Annotated in this window: 4 protein-coding genes and 1 pseudogene; 1 reads left to right on the top strand and 4 read right to left on the bottom strand. The window is 61.4% G+C overall.

Annotation, left to right across the window (positions count from 1 at the left end; translation table 11 throughout):
* Together CQ020_RS23880 and CQ020_RS23875 are read right to left on the bottom strand one after the other, a co-directional pair.
* Positions 1-388: pseudogene (locus tag CQ020_RS23880) on the bottom strand (hypothetical protein); the annotation flags it as partial.
* A gap of 5 nt (positions 389-393) precedes the next feature.
* A complete protein-coding gene (locus CQ020_RS23875; protein WP_105694313.1) occupies positions 394-903 on the bottom strand; it encodes an RNA polymerase sigma factor in 510 nt (169 codons plus the stop codon).
* A 146-nt stretch (positions 904-1049) separates the two neighbouring features.
* On the opposite strand from CQ020_RS23875, the gene CQ020_RS23870 reads away from it, so the two are divergent.
* The gene (locus tag CQ020_RS23870; RefSeq protein WP_105694312.1) at positions 1050-2027 is read left to right on the top strand and encodes a serine hydrolase; all 978 of its coding nucleotides are present in this window, start codon (positions 1050-1052) and stop codon (positions 2025-2027) included.
* A gap of 46 nt (positions 2028-2073) precedes the next feature.
* On the opposite strand, the gene CQ020_RS23865 is transcribed toward CQ020_RS23870, so the two are convergent.
* Together CQ020_RS23865 and CQ020_RS23860 are read right to left on the bottom strand one after the other, a co-directional pair.
* Entirely contained in the window at positions 2074-3123 is a 1050-nt protein-coding gene (locus tag CQ020_RS23865) for a HoxN/HupN/NixA family nickel/cobalt transporter (RefSeq protein ID WP_105694311.1), read from the bottom strand.
* Positions 3123-3941: urease accessory protein UreD (locus CQ020_RS23860; protein ID WP_258142185.1), on the bottom strand; the 819-nt coding region annotated here is incomplete at its 5' end. The genes CQ020_RS23860 and CQ020_RS23865, both read right to left, overlap by 1 nt.

Below are 3941 nucleotides of genomic sequence, written 5' to 3'. Positions count from 1 at the left end.
TTGGGGTAGATGTGGCGGTTGGCGTTGCCGACGGGGTGACCGAGGGTGTCGCAGTGGGCGTGGGCGTTGGAGTGACGGAAACGCTGGGCGTGGGCGTTGAGGTTGGGAGTGTCACAGCGGGCATGGGATTGGAGCTGACTGTCTCGAAGCTTGAGGCAACAAGGACGCCTGCCGTGACGGCCGCAGCGCCGAGCAGCAGCCCTCCGGCGATCTGGACTTTGCGGCGCCTCCGCTGCTCCAGGGACGTTACTGCCGCGAGAGGGCGGTTGTCGCTGAATACCGTGGTGCCGGACAGGATTTTGTGAAGCGCTTCTTCGCCGTTGGGTTCCGCCACTGGTTCGATAGTGAGCGGGTCAATCGCTGATATCTGGTTCTTGATCGGATCCATTGTCTTCAGACCCCCATCTTCTGTGTAGTCGATTCGGCCCCTGCAGGCAGATGTTTCCGGAAGGCTGTGCGGGCCCGGTGAAGGCGGACTTTGGCCGCCGATTCGCTGCATTGCAGAACCTTGGCAATATCGGCGGTCCCCAAACCGTCCCAGTACGCCATCTGCAAAATGTCGCGGTCTTTCTCCCGCAGGCGTTCCATCGCGTCCTGAACCGCGACGTTTTCGGAGTCGCCACCAAAGCGCTGGACCGCCGTCGTGCGCAGTTTTTCCTGCAGCGCCAGGCGCCTGTCGCGGCTCCGGTATGCGTTTCCCACAAGGTTCCTGGCAACCGTCAGGAGGTACGGAAGATCCGGGCGGGAATCGTCGGACCACTTTTGCCAGACGATGCGATAGACGTCGGCGGCGATCTCTTCAGCTACCTCTGCGGATTCAACACGTCGGCAGACGAACTTGAAAACGGATGGGTAGCTGTCTTTGTGAATGGCGATAAACGCCAATTCGCGCTCGGAAAGCACGATTGTTCCCCCTGATGGATAGAGCCCTGAACTGCAGGATACTTGTATAGTTTCCGGCCGGGCGGCCAGGGTTACAGGGTTCACAAGTTTCTTCAGTCACACGCGATAGATTTGACGAAAATCCCCGAGCGAAGGCGTGAAAAACCATGGTGGAAACAGGACCCGCTGCAGACTGGGCCCGCAAGCAGGTAGAGCTCAATCGCGTGCCTGTTGCGGTGCTGGGCATCGCTTCGAGCCGAGGCATTGAGGACATTGTGGCGTTCGGGTCCAACGACGGCAGGCAGGCCACCCCCGATGACCACTTTGCGCTGTTCTCAGTCACTAAACCGATCAGCGCCCTGACTGTGATGCGGCAGGTTGAACTGGGCAAGTTGTCGCTGGGAAACTCCCTGGCGGACGCCCTTCCCGGCTTTGGTGCCGGCCGCACAGACACAGTGACTCTTGAGCAGTTGCTCAGCCACCGCTCCGGCATTGCGGACCCAGCGCTCGACGGCGGCACTCCCCTCCGCGAAGCGCTCACCTCCGCGGATCAAGCCTTCTACGCCGGCTCCCTTGTTCAGTACTGCAACATAGCTTTTGAAGGTGCCGCGGCAATGGCCGAGTGGGCTGGCGGTGCCCCGTTCGAGGATCAGCTTCTAGCCCTGGCAGCTGATACCGGTGCCCACGGCCTGACGTTCGACACGGAGTCGAACCCACACACCGTCCACGGCACAGATGCAGCGGGCCTTAATGTCCAGGCCATGTACAAGAACAGGCATCCCGGGGCAGGGCTGTTCGGCACGGCCACCGATCTGCTCAATTTGGGTTCCGAGCTCCTACGGGATTCCGGGAAAGCCGTCCGTCCCGCAACGCTTGCCGCCATGCGACGCCCCCGCACCACAGAGGTTTCGCACATCACCACCCGGCCCGCGCCCTTACGTCACACCGGGCTCGGATTCCAGATGCCCGCCAACGAGTCTGAGTTGTTCGCGCAGGGGATCTACGGGCACCCGGGCTGGTCCGGAACGGAGTGGTGGATGTTCCCGGAACAGGACCGTTGCGTCGTGTTCCTGACCAACGTGCTGGATACTCCGGAACGCGGCGTTGACACCACTGAGTTGTTCAACGCTGTGGCGGTTTCCTAACCCAAGTAGGTAGCAGTTGAGCGCGTTCTGAGGCTTCTAAACGCGCTCAACTGCGACTTGGATGGGCCGCCCGGCCACGCCACGCTGACACAGCCCAAACGATCACGAACAAACCAACCAAGATCAGTCCGGCGTCTCCAAGGTCAATACTGCCAAGCCATGTGGTCAGGGGGTCCTCGAGTTCAAAGGCGGAATTCACGAAGCTCCCCAGCGTGATCACGGCGATGAACAGCGCCGAAACCGCCGAGATTCCGGTGATGACGGCGTTGAAGCCGAGCTTGCGCCGCGGGTTGTGGATGGCCGACTTGTACATCTTCATCATGGCCACGCCGTTGATGGAGTCGCATAGGGTCATGGCGGCGGTGAACGCGAGCGGAAGCGCCATTAAGGCCAGCGGCGAAACACCGGCGAGTGACGCCGTCGTGGTGATGACCAGCAGCCCGATGGTGGTGGCGGTATCGAACCCAAGCCCGAACAGGAAACCGATCACGTAAATGTTCCGCGGCCGCTCCACTTTGGACAGCGGTTTGGCGAGCAGCCGGGCAACAAAGCCTTTCGCTTCAAGGTCTTCCGGCCGCACGTCACCGCCGCGCTGCACCTGGCGGTAAACGTTGGTGGCGCGGACGAACGCCGAGCCGTTGAACAAGCCCATAGTGAGCAGGAACAACCCGGACACTCCACTGCCGATCAGGCCCAGCACCTTATTACCGGTGGTGCCGTCCTCCATGAACTGCCCGATCAACGTGGCGCCCGCCACCACCAGCAGCCCGGCCAGGATCACCACGGAGCTGTGGCCCAAACTGAAGGCAAAGCCGACGCTCACGGGGTCTCTGTGCTGCGCCACAAATTTGCGGGTGGAGTTGTCGATCGCTGCGATGTGATCCCAGTCGTAGCTGTGCTTAATACCGGCCACGTAGGCGGTGATCACCAACCCCAGCGCCAGCGGCTGCGCGCCACCGGTTGTACCAACAAGCAGCAGCACGACGGCGGCAGCGTGCAAAGCGGCCACGGCACCGAACGTGAACAACAGCCGCGTCCGCAGGGACAACGTGTCCCGCTCTCGATACATGGTGGCGAACTCGGTCAGCGCAGTCATCAATACTTCCTCAGGTTCAAAGGTGCCTGCCCAAACCAGCGTTCCCGCAGAACGCCGGTGCAGGCACCCAGCAATTTGTTGAGTTCCTCAGTGCTGTTGGACAACGATCGCAGCACAAGCCCGGTACTCCCGGCAAGAGTCGCCGTCAAAGACACACCCGTATATGCGTCAAATTCCTTGGATATCCGGTCCAGGTCATCGGCAAGCCCTTGATCTACCCGCGGGTCCACCACCACCAACGACCCCAGGTGGCTAAAGCCCTCCATGAACCCCATTCCGGTCACGTCGTTGACAGGTGGGCGCATCAGGAGGTTGTCCAGTGCCAACAGTTTTGCGCCGCTGTCACTCTCTATCCAGATCTCATTCCGCAGCCGCACCTCTTCGTACTTAAAGGATGCGCCGTCCGGCGACCATCCCGGCGTGATGACCTCCGCCATGACAACGCTCGACGTCGGGTGGAGACTAAAGCGCGAATTCTGCCGATAGCTCGCCTCCCGGTACGCGATCAATTGATCGGGCATCAGCTCCAACCGCGCCCCCGCCCCCAGCCGGACACACATCCGCTGCTCGGCAAACGAGCCCGGAGTCCGGTACACCTTGGTGGCCGATTGCGTGGTCAACAACAGATCCGCCCCCGCATCAACCCCCACCTCAACAACAAACAGATCAGCCCCGAGATACGCCCCGCCCGGATTGACCATGACATAACAAACCTGCCCGCTCTCATCCAGATAATGCGGTCTGAGCACCCGCAACGCACCCTCATGGAACTGCCGCGAAGCAACGGACCGACCGCCCCGCACACTGACCCCCAGCTC

The sequence above is a fragment of the Arthrobacter sp. MYb23 genome (assembly GCF_002979775.1).
In the GTDB taxonomy this organism is placed as follows: Bacteria; Actinomycetota; Actinomycetes; order Actinomycetales; family Micrococcaceae; genus Arthrobacter.
This window is presented reverse-complemented; position numbering and strand designations above follow the sequence as displayed.